Here is a 16,096-nt window from a genome sequence, read left to right as displayed (position 1 = left end):
GCTCAATATTAATGGCCGAAACTGGCTCAATTATTTTGGCCGTTGACACTTTGTCTGCTGTTATCGGTAAAAAGGCTATATCTCGCCAAACCAACACGCAGACTGGGTGGTGTGCCCAAACCTTTGGGGGTTGAATGTCGGGCGGCCGAGCGCGTTTAAGTCGCCACTGGCTGAAGAAGGAAAAAGCCCACTGGAAAAACTTGAAATCAAAGCCAAAGAAACTTTTGAAGCTGAATTACAAGAGTATGAAGTACAAAGCACATTGCTTGAACTAGGGCGGGATGAAGCTAAAAAACTGCACGCGGTTTGGTAAAAAATAAAAAGTTTGCTGAGGCTGAACAGATGCTACGCGAAAACAACGTAGAGGCCGAAAAACCTACCCGCAAGCGGTATATTGTGAATGATTGCACTATCGAAAAACTTGGCGAGATTTTAGGCGAAAACCCCAATGGCATTATGTTGTACCGGGATGAAATCTATGGCTTTTTGAAAACCATTGAGCGCGAAGACAGGAGTAATGACAGGGCTTTTTATCTGGAATGCTTTGAAGGTAAAAAGCGTTATCAATTCGACCGGATTGGGCGCGGTACGGTGGATATTGAGAGCACCTGCTTGGCTATGCTGGGTAATATCCAACCCGGTGTCCTGCGCCCTTACCTGAATCAAGCGACTTGTGGTGGTGCTGGTAATGACGGGTTAATCAGTCGTTTTCAGTTGATGGTTTGGCCGGACTCACACCCTTACAAACCACACCGCAAGCGGAGGGATGGCGAAGTAAAACAACAAGCGCTTGATGTTTTACCCGCCTTGATAACTGGGCAGGATGGGAGAAACCGGCTAGTTTTACGCCTGATGCACAAGTGATGTTTGATGACTGGTACACAAGGCTACAAGAACGCTTGCGAGGTGATGATATTCATCCCGTTATGGAACAGCATCTAGGTAAGTACGCTTCTTTACTGCCGAGTCTGGCAGTAATCATCCACTTGACAGACAATCCCAGCCACACAGATTTAATTGACACTGCACCCCTTAAAAAGGCACTGCTTTGGGTTGATTATCTGGAACAGCACGCTATCCGGGTTTACAACACGGCCGTGTCGATGGATGAAGTCAATGCTGAAACCATCCTGAAAAAAGATAAAGCAAGGCAAGTTATCCGATGGTTTTAAAGCCCGCGATATTGTCATGCATAAGTGGACTGGGCTATCGGACACCGGCGTTGTGAAACAAGCGTTAAATGTTCTGGATGAGTGCGGGTATGTTCGTGAGAAAAGATTACCAGCCGGAAAAACAGGCGGCCGTCCTTCTACAATCTATCAGATACACCCTGATTTTTCCCCAAAAACGTAATGTAAGGACGCAACAAAACCTACAAAACCCCAATTTTTAGGTTTTGTGGGTTTTGTTGGGGGATAGGTAGGGGTATTTTGGAATTTTTTAATCAACAAAACTCAAAAAACTCATGAAAAAATCAAAAAAAATCCGATTGGAACTAATGAACGCCCAACGGCAGAAACGCACAGACCCCGAGGCTGTCGCTAAATTCCAGCGCCGACTGGGCTGCGCGACACGCTTCGTTCAAATAGGCTTAAAGTTCAAATAGGGCTTAAAGATATACAGCTAGCGTATTTCAGACCTGAATAACTTTTCAACTTCAGCCAGGCCATCATCAGAAACGGTGGCTTGTCCATCAAAACGGTACTACCAGCCCGTGCTAGACATGGTGCCCGGAGAGCAATGTCAGGTAGACCCTGGGGAGCTTCGGGGCGTATTGATTAATGGCGTGGAGACCACGGTTTATTTTGTGGTGTTTGTATTGTCCTTTTCCCGGCGCTAAATGTCAACCAACCTGTCGCATTTTTTGCAATAATTTACGAAATGAATTTTATTAAGCTGCTTGACATTCTGTTGTGTTGAAATTTTCCTTATCCGGATTAGGGGCTGTTGCCGTTTTGAAAATCCCCTTGAAATTCAATAACTCCGCCACATAGATTGTTTATTTTGACTCAAAAACAAGCAAACTATGCCCCGACAAATGCTTACGGATGAACTTTGGGAGAAACTGAAGATAATTATGTTGAAAATGGGAATTTATGACAAACCTTGTCTTCGAAAAACAGTCGAAGGTATTTTTATCGCTTGCGAGTAGGTTGTCCCTGGAGAGATTTACCCACGGCTTTTGGTAATTGGAATGCGGTATATAAACGATTCAATGACTGGTCTCGTAAAGAAAAACTGATGGGTATTTTTAACGCCTTGGTTGTTGATCCAGACCTGGAATGGGAATTTATTGATGGGAGTATTGTGAAAGCACATCAGCATAGTAGTGGTGCGGCCTGTGAACAAGAAACAGCGATAGGGAAATCTGTCGCCGGGAACACCAGTAAAATTCATATGGCCGTTGATGCCTGTGGTCTTCCTATTCATTTCTCAGTGACAGGCGGCGAAGTTCATGACTGTAAAGAAGCACCGAAATTAGTTGCAGAGCTCCCAAAAGGTGACTATATAGTTGCTGACAGAGGCTATGACAGTGAAGCATTACGTCTTCAAATTAAGACAAAGGGGCTGTTCCTGTTATCCCAAGAAAAAGAATTCAACTCGGGGAAATGATGAAATGGATTGGTGTCTCTACAAATATCGCCATCTCGTTGAAAATGTGTTTGCAAGACTTAAGCATTTCAGAGCGATCGCCACGCGATATGACAAACTCAAACGAAATTTTGAAGGCTCTATCGCTCTGGCTTGCGCCTTTTATGGTTACCTATGTGAAATGGCAACAGCCCCTAAGATAAACATGGCCAATGGGCGTTAAATTTCGTGTTTGTCGTCCATTCCATCGCTCTGGATTGTCTCTTTTTGCTTGCTCGATGACTCGTTTTCTTTTTCGAGTACGGCGCTGTCTAAGCCGTTATGGCGTTGGTTGGGTGTTACAAACTTGAGCGCACTGTGTTGATGTTCATTGTTGAACCAACAAACGAAAGCTTCAACCCAGTTCCTGGCTTCGCTTAATGTTTTAAAAGGGTTTTCTGGAAAGGTATGATGATATTTGACTGTTTTAAATAACGATTCTGAATAAGGATTATCATTACTGACACGAGGTCTGCTGAACGACGTGGCAATGTCTAAATCGACCAATTTGGCCCTTAATGTTGCGCCTTTCATCGGACTGCCGTTGTCAGAATGTATCACCAATTGCTTTTTGTCGATGTTTTCCCGGCGAGCGATATCTTCGATCAAATCAGCAGCGTGTGCGCTTGATTCGGCATCATGAACTTGCCAGCCTACGATTTTCCGACTATAGATGTCCATCACCATGTAGAGGTAAAAATACTGCCCTTTGACGGGGCTTAATAAATACGTAATATCCCACGAGTAGATTTGATTGGCCTGTGTGGCTTTGAGTGACTGCGGTTTATTATGCTGACCTGCGGCTCCTTTAGCTCTGTGCTTAAGCTGGTTGTGGGCTTTCATGACACGATAAAGGTTGATTCTGATGCGAGATAGCAGCCCAAATCCAATAACCTCGGAACGATTTGATGCGGCGTTAAAGCGCTGTATTCCGGTTTATTAATCACGGTGATGATTTCTTGCTTGATGGCCTCGGATAATTGATTGTGCACAGGCGCTGTATTGTGCAGTCGTAGGTCTTCTGAGAGTCCTTCTCCCCGGTTCCAACGCTGATAGGTTCGAGCTGATATACCCACCAGTTCACAGGCTAATTTCTGCCGCGCTCCATTGTCAACGGCTTCATCAATGAGTGCGCTGTAGTGTTGGCGATCTGAGTAGGCGATTAATCGGCCGCCTTTTCCCCCAGATCGCTTGGCACTTTTTTGATAACACCAGTAAAGCCGCTGTTTCTGATAACGCTTTCTCTTTGCGGTTTAGCTCCTTATGCAAACGCTTGTTTTCTTGTTTGAGTTTTGTTTGCGCCTGTTTATATACGGATTCTGTTGATTTAGATTCTGACAAAAATTCCGCTTTCCAGGTATTTAGATGATGTAAGTAGATGCCTTGTTCACGACAATAGGCGCTAGCCTGATCATCGGTGAGATGACAATGGCTTCAAAACGTTCTACTGTATTCCAATCTTGAATGAACTCTGTTTTTTCGATGATTTTTCTTAGGCTTCAAAACTGCAATTTCTACTAGCGATTGTTCTGGTCTTCTGGATAATGCTTTTCTACTGATTGTACTTTAAATTTTGGCTAACATACGCTCATTTTTGTCTCCTGATTTAAAATTTCCTAGGCGACAGGTATGATTTTTCTTAGGGGTCGGCCAGCGGTGAGTAATGACAATCCTTATTTGAATCCCTATTCAGGACGCTTAAATATACGCCTAAATATCCTTCACAGCCCTTTGAGACAATAGCGGCTGCCAGGGAATGGGTCGCAGGCTTTGTGGACTGGTACAATCACCAGCATCGGCATAGTGGTATTCAATTTGTCACACCGGCCCAACGCCATGAGGCTAAAGATCAGGCGATAATCCAGCGTAAAGCGGTCTATGAGGCCGCTAAAGCTCAAAACCCCAAACGATGGAGTCAACATACCCGAAACTGGGATTGGCAATCTGACGTCTGCCTAAATCCTGATAAACCGAATGATTCGCGCTCAGTCAACAAGCCCAATATCATTCATTAATTTTCAACTTTTGGCGACAGTTACTTTGACATTTACCGCGGTTGATGCATGTCAGTGTGTCGGACAAACCGATTGATACGGCGCGCTTTATTCAGATACATGATGCAGCGTTTCGTTATTTTGGCGGTGTGAGTGCTGAATGTGTCTATGACCAGACTGTAGTGGCGCTATGGTACTCATCATGATTAACTTGACGACAGGCCAAAAAAGCCCAACCTTAGTATTAAGGTTGGGCTTTATTTTAAGAGCCTGGCGATTCCCTACTTTCACATGGCAACCTGCCACACTATCATCGGCGCTAAGCGGTTTCACTTCCGAGTTCGGGATGGGATCGGGTGGTTCACGCTCGCTATGTTCACCAGGCAAACTGTTTTGGCCTGTAAAGGCCGTTGCCTTGAGGGTTTCCCCTCGATGCAGAAATCTGTAATCTCATGCAGTCAAAACGTTATGTCATCGCTCACATAACACCAAACTCATTGGGTGTTATATGGTCAAGCCTCACGGGCAATTAGTACGGGTTAGCTTCATACATTACTGCACGTCCACATCCCGCCTATCAACGTTGTGGTCTTCAACGGCCCTTCAGGGGACTTTAAGTCCCAGTGAGATCTCATCTTGGGAGGGGCTTCCCGCTTAGATGCTTTCAGCGGTTATCCTGTCCGTTCATAGCTACCCGGCAATGCCACTGGCGTGACAACCGGAACACCAGAGGAACGTCCACTCCGGTCCTCTCGTACTAGGAGCAGCTTCCCTCAAATCTCAAACGCCCACGGCAGATAGGGACCGAACTGTCTCACGACGTTCTGAACCCAGCTCGCGTACCACTTTAAATGGCGAACAGCCATACCCTTGGGACCTGCTTCAGCCCCAGGATGTGATGAGCCGACATCGAGGTGCCAAACACCGCCGTCGATATGAACTCTTGGGCGGTATCAGCCTGTTATCCCCGGCGTACCTTTTATCCGTTGAGCGATGGCCCTTCCATTCAGAACCACCGGATCACTAAGACCTACTTTCGTACCTGCTCGACACGTCCGTCTCGCAGTCAAGCACCCTTATGCCTTTGCACAAACCTCCTGATTTCCGACCAGGATTAGGGTACCTTCGTGCTCCTCCGTTACGCTTTGGGAGGAGACCGCCCCAGTCAAACTACCCACCATACACTGTCCCCAACCCGGATAACGGGCCTAGGTTAGAACTTCAAACATACCAGGCTGGTATTTCAAGGACGACTCCACGAGAACTGGCGTCCTCGCTTCACAGTCTCCCAGCTATCCTACACAAGTAGGTTCAAAGTCCAGTGTAAAGCTATAGTAAAGGTGCACGGGGTCTTTCCGTCTAGCCGCGGGTATACGGCATCTTCACCGCAATTTCAATTTCACTGAGTCTCGGGTGGAGACAGTGTGGCCATCGTTACGCCATTCGTGCAGGTCGGAACTTACCCGACAAGGAATTTCGCTACCTTAGGACCGTTATAGTTACGGCCGCCGTTTACCGGGGCTTCGATCAAGAGCTTCCCCCCTCACCTAGATTATCTAAACTGTCACGTATTCGTTGTTTCAAACTATGATACGCTTTTCCACTACGCTTTAAGTTACTTTCTCTTTTCTTGCAGCCTGCTCTGTTAAGTAAGCTTCATAATAAGAAAGTATCCAATCTTGTGTTTTTTAGTCGATTTATTTGCTCCGTTTTTATGTTGATTAAAACGCTGTTTTAAGTCAGCGGTATAACCTAAATAAAACGTGTCTTTTTCTCGACTATAAAGTACATAAACGTAATACATTTTATAAATAATCTAGGTGAGGGGTAACCCCATCAATTAACCTTCCGGCACCGGGCAGGCGTCACACCCTATACGTCCACTTTCGTGTTTGCAGAGTGCTATGTTTTTGCTAAACAGTCGCAGCCACCAGTTTAATGCTACCCTCTTCAGCTCCACCCGCAAGGGGCTTCACTTACCAAGGGCGTACCTTCTCCCGAAGTTACGGTACCATTTTGCCTAGTTCCTTCACCCGAGTTCTCTCAAGCGCCTTAGAATTCTCATCCCACCCACCTGTGTCGGTTTGGGGTACGGCTCGTCATAGCCTGAAGCTTAGAGGTTTTTCTTGGAAGCCGGGCATCAATCACTTCGCACGCTTAAAAAGCATGCTTCGTCATCACGCCTCAGGATTAACAAGAGCCCGGATTTACCTAAGCTCTCTCCCTACACGCTTAAACGACCTAATCCAACAGGTCGCTGACCTAGCCTTCTCCGTCACCCCATCGCAGCTATAACAAGTACAGGAATATTAACCTGTTTTCCATCGACTACGCCTCTCGGCCTCGCCTTAGGTGCCGACTAACCCTGCGTCGATTAGCGTTGCGCAGGAAACCTTGGGCTTTCGGCGTGGGGTTTTTCACCCCATTATCGTTACTCATGTCAGCATTCGCACTTCTGATACCTCCAGCAAACTTCTCAGTTCACCTTCGCAGGCGTACAGAACGCTCCTCTACCACTCATCCTAAAGGATGAATCCGTAGCTTCGGTACATAGCTTAGCCCCGGTAAATCTTCCGCGCAGGCCGACTCGACCAGTGAGCTATTACGCTTTCTTTAAAGGGTGGCTGCTTCTAAGCCAACCTCCTGGCTGTCTGGGCCTTCCCACATCGTTTTCCACTGAGCTATGATTTTGGGACCTTAGCTGACGGTCTGGGCTGTTTCCCTTTCCACGACGAACCTTATCACCCGCCGTGTCTCCCGTGCTGCAACTTGTTGGTATTCGGAGTTTGCATCGGGTTGGTAAGTCGGGATGACCCCTAGCCGAAACAGTGCTCTACCCCCAACAGTTATACACGAGGCGCTACCTAAATAGCTTTCGAGGAGAACCAGCTATCTCCGGGCTTGATTAGCCTTTCACTCCGATCCACAGCTCATCCGCTCATTTTTCAACATAAGTCGGTTCGGTCCTCCAGTTGGTATTACCCAACCTTCAACCTGGCCATGGATAGATCGCCCGGTTTCGGGTCTACACCTTGCGACTTTTCGCCCTATTAAGACTCGCTTTCGCTACGCCTCCCTTATTCAGTTAAGCTTGCCACAAAATGTAAGTCGCTGACCCATTATACAAAAGGTACGCAGTCACCCCGCACCTAAATTATTCTGGTACGGTATCTACAACGTTTTATTAACGTTGTAATGTTTGACTCGCCGGCGCATCACCTAATTTAGGTGCGGGGCCCCTAGTTTGTTTTAAACTCTTTTTTTATGCGTTGCATTAAAAATCGTTTCTTCGACCATCTTGTTTTAGTTTATGCTCCCGTTCTCTGGCTGCTGATTCTGTTGTATAAGCTTCGTAATACACCAATGTCCATTGCTGTGTTTTCGTTGACTTATTTTTACCTTGATTGTGTTCTTCGACACGTCGTTTTAAATCCGTCGTGCTACCCAGGTAAAATTTTTCTTCATCTGCCTTTGATTGAAGTACATAAACATAATACATGTTGGTCTCAACTTCAGTGGTGCTTTTTATACCTTAGAGGCGTGGTGTTTTAAACACCAGAATACCATCTGAAGGTGAGGGGCTCCCACTGCTTGTACGCATACGGTTTCAGGATCTATTTCACTCCCCTCTCCGGGGTTCTTTTCGCCTTTCCCTCACGGTACTGGTTCACTATCGGTCAGTAAGGAGTATTTAGCCTTGGAGGATGGTCCCCCATATTCAGTCAACGTTTCACGTGCGCCGACCTACTCGATTTCATTCAGCACCATTTTTCGTGTACTGGGTTATCACCATCTATGACTGCACTTTCCAGAGCATTCCACTAAATGGTGCTGGACTTAAGGGCTAATCCCCGTTCGCTCGCCGCTACTTAGGGAATCTCGGTTGATTTCTTTTCCTCGGGGTACTTAGATGTTTCAGTTCTCCCGGTTCGCCTCCTTACCCTATGTATTCAGGTAAGGATAATCGACTTGGTGTCGATTGGGTTTCCCCATTCGGAAATCCACGGATCAAAGAATGTTTGCATTCTCCCCGTGGCTTATCGCATGCTACAACGTCCTTCATCGCCTCTTACTGCCTAGGCATCCACCGTATGCGCTTATTCACTTGACCATATAACCCCAATCAGTCTGTTTGACTGCACTTTCTTTCGAAACTGCGGCTGAACATCTGTTGTGTTATATCGTCAGCTGACACTACGATTTTTCTGCTTGAGAACTCATTAGCATCAAGTCAATAGTCGCCTATTGTTTGATGTAACTCGTTTCGATTCTGTTTAAGAATCGGTTACAGATTTCCACATTGTTAAAGAGCTATTAGTCTTTTTAAAAACTAATGCTATCGGTTCTCGATAATAGTTTTTATCGAAATCAGATAGCATTGGTTTCTTCCCACCTGCCTCATGATGGTGGAGCCAGGGAGGATCGAACTCCCGACCTCCTGCGTGCAAGGCAGGCGCTCTCCCAGCTGAGCTATGGCCCCAGTAAACTGGTATTTGCTGTTAAGCAATTCCCGCTTTCCCAGACCATCTCCCGTTTAATCTATCATGACCAATCCTTTTGATTCGCCTTTTAGATTATTCGGATTTTGTGTTGATCAAGGCAAATGGTCGCGTAGCGTACGTTAGTACGTGAGCGAGCATTTAACGCAGAACAACGCAAAATTGGTGAGCCTGGGAGGATTTGAACCTCCGACCTCACCCTTATCAGGGGTGCGCTCTAACCAACTGAGCTACAGGCCCAGGCTCATCTTCTCTCTCAATCGAAATAATTTGTTGTGGACACTCATGACGGCTTTTAGCTGTCTTTGTAAGGAGGTGATCCAGCCCCAGGTTCCCCTAGGGCTACCTTGTTACGACTTCACCCCAGTCATGAATCACTCCGTGGTGACCGCCCTCCTAAAAGGTTGGACTAGCCACTTCTGGAGCAACCCACTCCCATGGTGTGACGGGCGGTGTGTACAAGGCCCGGGAACGTATTCACCGCGACATTCTGATTCGCGATTACTAGCGATTCCGACTTCATGCAGTCGAGTTGCAGACTGCAATCCGGACTGGGACCGGCTTTGTGAGATTTGCTTACCCTCGCGAGTTCGCTGCCCTCTGTACCGGCCATTGTAGCACGTGTGTAGCCCACCCCATAAGGGCCATGATGACTTGACGTCGTCCCCACCTTCCTCCGGTTTATCACCGGCAGTCTCCCTAGAGTTCTCAGCTTAACCTGCTAGCAACTAAGGATAAGGGTTGCGCTCGTTACGGGACTTAACCCAACATCTCACGACACGAGCTGACGACAGCCATGCAGCACCTGTCTCCAGGTTCCCGAAGGCACTCCTCTATCTCTAAAGGATTCCTGGGATGTCAAGGGGTGGTAAGGTTCTTCGCGTTGCATCGAATTAAACCACATGCTCCACCGCTTGTGCGGCCCCCGTCAATTCATTTGAGTTTTAGCCTTGCGGCCGTACTCCCCAGGCGGTCAACTTAATACGTTAGCTCCACCACTAAGCGCTCAATGCGCCCAACGGTTAGTTGACATCGTTTACGGCGTGGACTACCAGGGTATCTAATCCTGTTTGCTACCCACGCTTTCGTACCTCAGCGTCAGTTTGAGTCCAGGAGTCGCCTTCGCCACTGGTGTTCCTTCCGATCTCTACGCATTTCACCGCTACACCGGAAATTCCACTCCCCTCTACTCAACTCTAGTCTGCCAGTCTCAAAAGCCGTTCCCAGGTTGAGCCCAGGGCTTTCACTTCTGACTTAACAAACCGCCTACGCACGCTTTACGCCCAGTAATTCCGATTAACGCTCGCACCCTCCGTATTACCGCGGCTGCTGGCACGGAGTTAGCCGGTGCTTCTTCTGAAGGTAATGTCAAGACACGGGGTATTGGCCCGTGTGTTTTCCTCCCTTCTGAAAGTGCTTTACAACCCTCAGGCCTTCTTCACACACGCGGTATTGCTGGATCAGGCTTTCGCCCATTGTCCAATATTCCCCACTGCTGCCTCCCGTAGGAGTCTGGGCCGTGTCTCAGTCCCAGTGTGGCTGATCGTCCTCTCAGACCAGCTATAGATCGTCGCCTTGGTAGGCCTTTACCCCACCAACTAGCTAATCTAACGCAGGCTCATCCAATGGCGCGAGGTCTAAAAAGATCCCCCGCTTTCACCCTCACCTAGAATTCAATGTTCTCTACTGAATATGTCAGAACAATGACTTCCTAACATATCCTCAATAAAAAACACTCAATTCTAGGTGAGGGTCGTATGCGGTATTAGCTTGAGTTTCCCCAAGTTGTCCCCCACCACTGGGCAGATTCCTACGCGTTACTCACCCGTCCGCCACTCGTCAGCACCCCTCACCTAAATCTATCGCATGTGTTCTCAACTGCTCTTTAGCAAATAAATTTAGGTGAAGGGCCTGTTACCGTTCGACTTGCATGTGTTAAGCATACCGCCAGCGTTCAATCTGAGCCATGATCAAACTCTTCAGTTTAATAATGTTTGATACTCTGTAAGACGAGTATCCAATCTTGGCTCGACCCAGAATCAACGTAAATTCTGCTTTAGAATTGACATGAATATCTGTGTCGAATATCTTAGTACAGTCTAAAATATCCACCACAAGTACCCACACAAATTATTTCGATTGTTTTGTTAAAGAGCATCGGCCGGATAACCGGTCCGGAGCAACCTGCCCCGTTGAGTCCGACCATTATACAGACCCAAATCCGTCTGTCAAATCCTTTTTAAAAAAGTTGGAACAAAAAAACATCGCCAACCCCGCCGTCCCGGCACTTCGCAATTCCATCGCGAAAGAGCAGGCCATTATACTCACTTCTTTAAAACTGTCAAACGGTTTTTACACATACATTTTTTTATTTTTCTGGTATCTTTAGTGGTAACACTTTTTCTTTTGGAGAGCTGTTATGACTACGGTAACCGATCCTGTTATTGGACGCTGGTATAAAGATGTTGAAAATGATTTGAGCTTCAAAGTAGTTGCTATCGAAGACTCGGATAACACGATCGAAGTGCAATACATCAATGGGGATATTGGCGAGTACGATTCAGATAGCTGGTACAATTCTACCTTTGATTATATTGAAGCACCAGAAGACTGGAGCGCTCCTTTTGATGATTTGGAACCCGATGATTTGGGTTATTCCGATCCGGATATGCATACGGCCACCGATGCTGATCCTTTAGACTTGGATAAATTGAACGACTTTTAAGCCCTATGAAAATGTCACCGCAAGACTTTTTGGACTGGAAGTCCAAAAGCATTACTTTACTTGCCATGTCTGGTGCAGGCAAAACAACCTTAGCCAAAAAGCTACCGCGAAGCCGATGGTTTCATTATTCTGGAGACTACCGAATTGGAACAAAATACCTGGATGAACCAATTTTGGACAATGTTAAACGCCAGGCAATGGATGTCCCTTTTTTACGCAAATTATTATTGAATGATTCGATTTACATTCGCAATAACATTACGTTTGACAATCTTGACCCGGTTTCCTGCTTTTTAGGTAAGTTAGGTAACCCTGATTTAGGTGGCCTGCCCTTAGACGAATTCAAACGACGTCAAAATCTCCATCGACAGGCTGAAATCGCGGCAATGAATGATGTACCGGCGTTTATTGAAAAGGCAGAACAAATCTATGGCTACACCAATTTTATCAATGATGCCGGCGGTAGTGTCTGTGAACTTGATGACCCCGGTGTTCTGGAAACACTCGCCGAACACACACTCATTATCTATATAAAAATCCCACCATCCCTGGAGAAAACGATAATTGCTCGCGCAAAGTCCGACCCAAAGCCTTTATATTATCGCGAAGCATTTTTAGACGAACAGCTTACACTTTATATGGCGGAGCGAGGCTACCGTGACAGCAATCAAATTCCACCCGATGATTTTGTGAGCTGGGTTTTCCCTCATTTGTTTAAGTCTCGTCTTCCACGCTATCAGGCTATCGCCGACCAATTTGGCTATACAGTCAGCGCCGAAGACACGGCAAATGTTACGAGTGAAGATGACTTCATCCATTTAATCGCCGATGCGATTGCCAAACAATCCTGACTCTGCCATGCCACTAGTTGCTCATACCAATTTACCGACTTTTAAACGCTTACAGGCTGAAGGCGAAGAAATTTTGCCGCCTGACCGCGCACAACAACAAGATATTCGTGAATTGCATATTGGTCTACTGAATATCATGCCTGATGCGGCGCTGGAAGCGACTGAACGTCAATTTTTCAGGTTATTAGGTGCGTGTAATCAAATCGCGCAGTTTCATGTTCACCCATTTACCATCGAAGGATTAGAACGCGGCCCTGAAGCGAAGGCGCATATCGTACAGTATTATGAAACTTTCGAACAAATAAAACAGGATGGATTGGATGCGTTAATTATCAGTGGTGCCAACGTCACCCACCCCCATTTACAACAAGAAGCATTCTGGCAACCCCTTACTGAAGTATTTGCCTGGGCCAAACAAAACGTCACATCGATTTTATGTTCTTGCCTGGCCACACATGCTTTAATCCAATATTGTTATGGTATTGAACGCACCCCCTTACCCGCTAAACGCTGGGGCGTTTTTTCACACAAGGTGATTGATCGCCTCCATCCTCTGGTGATTGAAATCAATACTCGATTTGATGTTCCTCATTCTCGCTTTAATGAGGTTTTTCAGAAAGACATGGAACAACACGGCTTAAAAGTTTTAGTGGCCAGTGATGACGCGGGGGTTCATTTAGCCGTTAGCCCGGATGGTTTTCGTGTCGTGTTCTTTCAGGGACATCCTGAATATGATGACATCAGTTTAATGAAAGAATATAAACGTGAAGTCATCCGTTTTTTTAATCATGAGCGTGCTGACTATCCCCCTTTTCCTGAAAACTATTTTAATGACATCGTTCAAGCGCTCCTGACAGATTACAAGCAGGATGTCATTTCCGCTAAAAACAAAAAAATGGCTTTCCCTGCCTTTCCAGAATCCGAAATTCGTGAACACCTCGATATTACTTGGCGCGATACGGCGAAAGCGGTTTTCAATAATTGGTTAGGTAAGGTTTACCAGCTGACCAACCGAGATCGCAGACTGCCTTTCATGGATGGCATTGATCCTGATAACCCCTTAGGCCTCAAATAGAATCATGACTATAGCTCTGAGTTCACACCAACACTTTCTACATCAGGCGATAGACTTGGCGACACAGAATGTAAATGAAGCCAATGGCGGCCCTTATGGCGCACTCATCGTCAAAAATAATAAAATTATTGCATCGAGTGGTAATCGAGTTACACCGAATCTCGACCCAACCGCACACGCCGAAATCATGGTGATTCGATCCGCATGCCAAAATTTACAGGACTTTCAATTGACAGGCTGCACACTATATACCAGCTGCGAACCTTGCCCGATGTGTTTAGGCGCCATTTACTGGGCACGTTTGGAGCGCGTATTTTTTGCCAGTACGCGCTTTGACGCGGCCAAATCAGGCTTTGACGATGCCTTTATTTACGAGGAAATTGCCAAGCCTCCCGAAGAACGCCGTATCCCTATGCAGCACATTCCTCTGGACACTGCGAGTCGTCCGTTTGAGGAATGGCTGAAAATTGATCATAAAATACTCTATTAGCTATTCTACAGTGACCGATTTTGCCAGATTTCTGGGCTGATCCACATCGGTCCCCTTCAATACCGCGACATGATAGGCTAATAGTTGTAAAGGAATCGTGTAAACAATCGGCGAAATGATATTGGCTACTTTAGGAACGGGAATAATCTGTACATTTTCGCTTTCCTCCCCGGCCAACGTCTCATCCATAAAAACAATCAATTGCCCTCCCCGCGCACTGACTTCCTGCATATTTGACTTCAATTTTTCTAACAAGGAATTATTCGGTGCAACCGTGATAACCGGCATTTCAGCGTCAATTAATGCCAAGGGACCGTGTTTTAATTCACCTGCCGGATAAGCTTCGGCATGAATATAGGAAATTTCTTTTAATTTAAGCGCCCCTTCCATAGCGACGGGATATTGTGTTCCACGACCTAAAAATAAGGCATTGTGTTTTTCAGCAAATTGCTGAGACAATCGTTCAATTTCACCATCCAGCTTCAATACCTTCTCAACAGCACCAGGCAACGTATACAATTCCGAAACGATTTCGCGTTCAAGTTCTTCGCTCAATTCAAAGCGCCGACCCACCGCAATCACTAATTGTAATAAGGCGACAAGCTGGGTGGTAAAGGCTTTTGTAGACGCCACACCAATTTCGGGGCCTGCCCGCGTCATCAGAGCCAAATCAGATTCACGGACTAACGAGCTTTCCGGCGCATTACAAATCGTCAGCGCATATTTCACGCCTAGCTTTTTAGCTTCCTGCAAGGCGGCCAAAGTATCGGCGGTCTCCCCCGATTGTGAAATAGTTACCACCAGCGTATTTTCTGAAATGACGGGCTTTCGATATCGAAATTCACTCGCCACATCAATATTACACGGAACTCGTGCTAATTTTTCCAACCAGTATTTTGCAACCAGTCCGGCATGATAACTCGTTCCACATGCCAGAATCTGTATTGATTGGACTTGATCAAATATTTCGCTGGCCAAATGCCCAAAGGCTTGTTCCTGCAAATGCCCCTCAATGAAACGTCCCTCCATGGTTTGCGATAATGCCCAGGGCTGCTCATAAATTTCTTTCATCATATAATGCCGATAAGGCCCTTTATCGACAGCATCTGATGTGAGTTGACTGGTTTTAATCGGCCGTTCAACGATTTTGTCGTCTTTATCATAAATAACCAGTGCATCGGTTTTGATTTCAGCGACATCCCCCTCTTCCAGAAAAATAAAGCGCTGCGTCACTGGCAATAAGGCGGCAATATCCGAGGCGATAAAATATTCACCAATACCGACGCCAATAACCAAAGGACTGCCTTTGCGGCAGGCCACTAGCGTATCTGGATAGTCTTTACTGATAACACCTAAGGCATAAGCACCCTCCAATGATGTTATAGTCTTTTTTACAGCATCCAATAGACTTGGTGCTTCAGCCAAATTTTGGTGAATTTTATGAACGACAACTTCCGTATCCGTTTCAGACGTAAACACGTAGCCATCCGATTCCAGATTACTTTTTAATGTCACATGATTTTCAATAATGCCATTATGCACAACGGCAATAGCGTCATTGGAAATATGCGGATGCGCATTTTCTGTACTCGGTTTTCCATGCGTTGCCCAGCGTGTGTGAGCAATACCCAGTGAGCCTCTGATAGGATCCTGGTCAATTTGGGCTTGTAATTCACTGACCTTACCTAAGGCACGCTTTCTGATGACTTTGCCTTCGTTGACTACCGCAAGGCCGGCTGAATCATATCCCCGATACTCAAGCCTTCTTAAACCTTCCAGCAAAATAGGGACGACATTACGTTCTGCAATTCCACCTACAATTCCACACATT

General features: G+C 46.3%; 11 protein-coding genes, 2 tRNA genes, 3 rRNA genes and 3 pseudogenes. 10 read left to right on the top strand and 9 right to left on the bottom strand.

The window, feature by feature from the left end:
* Positions 1–106 precede the first annotated feature (106 nt).
* From JEU20_RS15495 to JEU20_RS07045, 5 genes and pseudogenes are all read left to right on the top strand, one after another.
* A complete protein-coding gene (locus JEU20_RS15495; RefSeq protein WP_198244524.1) occupies positions 107–313 on the top strand; it encodes a DUF3987 domain-containing protein in 207 nt (68 codons plus the stop codon).
* Positions 307–864: a DUF3987 domain-containing protein gene (locus tag JEU20_RS15490; RefSeq protein WP_281066800.1), complete on the top strand. Its 558-nt coding sequence runs from the start codon at positions 307–309 to the stop codon at positions 862–864. Before JEU20_RS15495 ends, JEU20_RS15490 begins: the two co-directional genes overlap by 7 nt.
* Positions 864–1,172: a DUF3987 domain-containing protein gene (locus JEU20_RS15485; RefSeq protein ID WP_198244519.1), complete on the top strand. Its 309-nt coding sequence runs from the start codon at positions 864–866 to the stop codon at positions 1,170–1,172. Before JEU20_RS15490 ends, JEU20_RS15485 begins: the two co-directional genes overlap by 1 nt.
* 509 nt (positions 1,173–1,681) lie before the next feature.
* Positions 1,682–1,840 (top strand): hypothetical protein, encoded by a 159-nt coding sequence (locus JEU20_RS07050; RefSeq protein WP_198246016.1) that lies wholly within the window; start codon positions 1,682–1,684, stop codon positions 1,838–1,840.
* Positions 1,841–2,026: 186 nt separating this feature from the next.
* Positions 2,027–2,772 (top strand): annotated as a pseudogene (locus tag JEU20_RS07045) (IS5 family transposase).
* A gap of 39 nt (positions 2,773–2,811) precedes the next feature.
* On the opposite strand, the gene JEU20_RS07040 reads toward JEU20_RS07045, so the two are convergent.
* The 3 genes and pseudogenes from JEU20_RS07040 to JEU20_RS07030 all read right to left on the bottom strand — a co-directional run.
* On the bottom strand, positions 2,812–3,474 hold the full coding sequence (locus JEU20_RS07040) for a DDE-type integrase/transposase/recombinase (protein WP_198244517.1): 663 nt from the start codon (positions 3,472–3,474) through the stop codon (positions 2,812–2,814).
* On the bottom strand, positions 3,471–3,707 hold the full coding sequence (locus tag JEU20_RS07035; protein WP_198244515.1) for a helix-turn-helix domain-containing protein: 237 nt from the start codon (positions 3,705–3,707) through the stop codon (positions 3,471–3,473). The genes JEU20_RS07040 and JEU20_RS07035 overlap by 4 nt, the downstream gene beginning before the upstream one ends.
* 46 nt (positions 3,708–3,753) lie before the next feature.
* Positions 3,754–4,023: pseudogene (locus JEU20_RS07030) on the bottom strand (hypothetical protein); the annotation flags it as partial.
* 249 nt (positions 4,024–4,272) lie between these two features.
* Between JEU20_RS07030 and JEU20_RS07025 the strand changes: the two are divergent.
* Positions 4,273–4,646 (top strand): annotated as a pseudogene (locus JEU20_RS07025) (integrase core domain-containing protein); the annotation flags it as partial.
* Positions 4,647–4,893: 247 nt separating this feature from the next.
* On the opposite strand, the gene rrf reads toward JEU20_RS07025, so the two are convergent.
* The 5 genes from rrf to JEU20_RS07000 all read right to left on the bottom strand — a co-directional run bounded on the left by rrf (position 4,894) and on the right by JEU20_RS07000 (position 11,110).
* Positions 4,894–5,009 (bottom strand): 5S ribosomal RNA (gene rrf / locus JEU20_RS07020).
* A gap of 124 nt (positions 5,010–5,133) precedes the next feature.
* A 23S ribosomal RNA gene (locus tag JEU20_RS07015) occupies positions 5,134–8,736 on the bottom strand.
* A gap of 293 nt (positions 8,737–9,029) precedes the next feature.
* Positions 9,030–9,105, bottom strand: a tRNA-Ala gene (locus tag JEU20_RS07010).
* 182 nt (positions 9,106–9,287) lie between these two features.
* Positions 9,288–9,364 (bottom strand) — tRNA-Ile (locus tag JEU20_RS07005).
* Positions 9,365–9,432: 68 nt separating this feature from the next.
* Positions 9,433–11,110 (bottom strand): 16S ribosomal RNA (locus tag JEU20_RS07000).
* Together the 16S, 23S and 5S rRNA genes with 2 tRNA genes alongside form the textbook arrangement of a ribosomal RNA operon.
* A 433-nt stretch (positions 11,111–11,543) precedes the next feature.
* Between JEU20_RS07000 and JEU20_RS06995 the strand changes: the two genes are divergently transcribed.
* From JEU20_RS06995 to JEU20_RS06980, 4 genes are read left to right on the top strand one after another with little or no spacing between them, the layout of a single operon-like run.
* The gene (locus JEU20_RS06995; protein ID WP_198244513.1) at positions 11,544–11,849 is read left to right on the top strand and encodes a DUF6763 family protein; all 306 of its coding nucleotides are present in this window, start codon (positions 11,544–11,546) and stop codon (positions 11,847–11,849) included.
* 5 nt (positions 11,850–11,854) lie between these two features.
* Positions 11,855–12,700 (top strand): ATPase, encoded by an 846-nt coding sequence (locus JEU20_RS06990; protein WP_198244511.1) that lies wholly within the window; start codon positions 11,855–11,857, stop codon positions 12,698–12,700.
* A gap of 7 nt (positions 12,701–12,707) precedes the next feature.
* Positions 12,708–13,775 carry a homoserine O-succinyltransferase MetA gene (gene metA, locus JEU20_RS06985; protein WP_198244509.1) on the top strand — a complete coding sequence of 356 codons (1,068 nt, stop codon included), beginning with the start codon at positions 12,708–12,710 and terminating at the stop codon, positions 13,773–13,775.
* A 4-nt stretch (positions 13,776–13,779) separates the two neighbouring features.
* Positions 13,780–14,265, top strand: a complete 486-nt coding sequence (locus JEU20_RS06980) for a nucleoside deaminase (RefSeq protein WP_198244507.1) — start codon at positions 13,780–13,782, stop codon at positions 14,263–14,265.
* Here the strand turns inward: JEU20_RS06980 and glmS are convergent, their stop codons facing one another.
* Positions 14,266–16,095 (bottom strand): glutamine--fructose-6-phosphate transaminase (isomerizing), encoded by a 1,830-nt coding sequence (glmS, locus tag JEU20_RS06975; protein WP_198244505.1) that lies wholly within the window; start codon positions 16,093–16,095, stop codon positions 14,266–14,268.
* Position 16,096: the final 1 nt, after the last annotated feature.

It is taken from the genome of methane-oxidizing endosymbiont of Gigantopelta aegis, assembly GCF_016097405.1.
GTDB lineage: Bacteria > Pseudomonadota > Gammaproteobacteria > Methylococcales > Methylomonadaceae > Methylomarinum.
Note: the sequence above shows the minus strand (reverse complement) of the source record. Positions and strands in the feature narration are given on the sequence as shown.

Excerpts from the sequence above, each read along its gene's own strand:
- JEU20_RS06995 (WP_198244513.1), top strand. The coding sequence starts at position 11,544 with ATGACTACGGTAACCGATCCTGTTATTGGACGCTGGTATAAAGATGTT.
- JEU20_RS15485 (WP_198244519.1), top strand. The coding sequence starts at position 864 with ATGTTTGATGACTGGTACACAAGGCTACAAGAACGCTTGCGAGGTGAT.
- glmS (WP_198244505.1), bottom strand. The coding sequence starts at position 16,095 with ATGTGTGGAATTGTAGGTGGAATTGCAGAACGTAATGTCGTCCCTATT.
- JEU20_RS06980 (WP_198244507.1), top strand. The coding sequence starts at position 13,780 with ATGACTATAGCTCTGAGTTCACACCAACACTTTCTACATCAGGCGATA.
- metA (WP_198244509.1), top strand. The coding sequence starts at position 12,708 with ATGCCACTAGTTGCTCATACCAATTTACCGACTTTTAAACGCTTACAG.
- JEU20_RS06990 (WP_198244511.1), top strand. The coding sequence starts at position 11,855 with ATGAAAATGTCACCGCAAGACTTTTTGGACTGGAAGTCCAAAAGCATT.
- JEU20_RS07040 (WP_198244517.1), bottom strand. The coding sequence starts at position 3,474 with ATGAAAGCCCACAACCAGCTTAAGCACAGAGCTAAAGGAGCCGCAGGT.